The sequence below is a fragment of the Arthrobacter sp. B1805 genome (assembly GCF_002929745.1).
Lineage (GTDB): Bacteria > Actinomycetota > Actinomycetes > Actinomycetales > Micrococcaceae > Arthrobacter_D.
The window spans coordinates 1-1080 of sequence record NZ_PJIQ01000050.1 but is presented as its reverse complement, the minus strand read 5'-3'; the positions used below and the strand labels follow the sequence as shown (position 1 = coordinate 1080).

1 protein-coding gene is annotated in these 1080 nt (G+C 67.6%); it reads right to left on the bottom strand.

The window, feature by feature from the left end; translation table 11 throughout:
- Nucleotides 1-9: 9 nt before the first annotated feature.
- Nucleotides 10-978 carry an IS481 family transposase gene (locus CXQ96_RS17805; protein ID WP_101852925.1) on the bottom strand — a complete coding sequence of 323 codons (969 nt, stop codon included), beginning with the start codon at nucleotides 976-978 and terminating at the stop codon, nucleotides 10-12.
- Nucleotides 979-1080 lie beyond the last annotated feature (102 nt).

Below are 1080 nucleotides of genomic sequence, written 5' to 3'. Positions count from 1 at the left end.
TGTACGGGGTCAGGACGTTGGTTGCAGTCGGCTGATCGGGGGGTTGCCTCCGAGGGCTGAGTGGCGTCGTCCAGTGTTGTAGTGCTCGAGCCAGGGGTCAAGTGCTGCGGTGCGGTCGTCGTTCGAGGTGAACGGTTGCCGGTAGGCCCATTCGGTTTGCAGGGTCCGGTTGAACCTCTCCACCTTGCCGTTCTGCCACGGGCAGTGCGGTTTGATGAACTTCTGCCGGATGCCGTGCGCGCCGCAGACGCCGCGCAGCGACCATCGGTAGGCCCAGGCGTTGTCGGTGATCAGCCGCTCGATGCGGGGGATGCCGTGCGCGGCGAAGTAGCCGATGGCGCGTTCGAGGAACGCGGCGCAGGTCGGGCCCTTCTCGTCGGGGAGGACCTCGGAGTATGCGAGCCGGGAGTGGTCGTCGACGACGGAGTGCACGTAGTCGTAGCCGACGACGGTCTGTTTCCGGGCGGCTGTGGAGCCCATCGCTCTGCCGTGCGCCTTCCACCCGCCGCCGTCGGGGATGCGACCGAGCTTCTTCACGTCCATGTGCACCAGCTCGCCGGGCTGCTCGCGTTCATAGCGGACCGCTGTGGTCTTCGACGCGCGGATCCGCTCCCCGGTCATCGGGTCCAGATCGACCAGACGAGGCAGCCCGGACCGGGCGATGATGCGCGACACCGTCCGCGCCGGCACCCCGGTGCGGGCCGCGACCTCGTCACGGCCGACTCGTTCCTTCTTCCGGATCGCGACCACCGCCGCGGCCCTGGCATCGGGGGTGCGGTTGGCGACGTGGTGAGGCCGCGAGGAGCGATCGTAGAGACCGGCTTCACCCTCGGCGCGGTAGCGGTCCAGCCACCGCTTCACGCAGCGTCGGGACACGCCCATTGCCGCGGCGATATGCGCCTGCTTCCACCCGGCACCGGCACGATGGACGATGAGCAGCCTGCCGTGCACGGTCAAGCGGGCATTACGGTGGGACACGAGAACCTCCGAGTTCGTGAAGACGTCAGACATCTCCACTAAGCCCGGAGGTTCTCCCCTTTCACAAGACCGGAAACGCCACCAACCTCATGGCCGGGTACA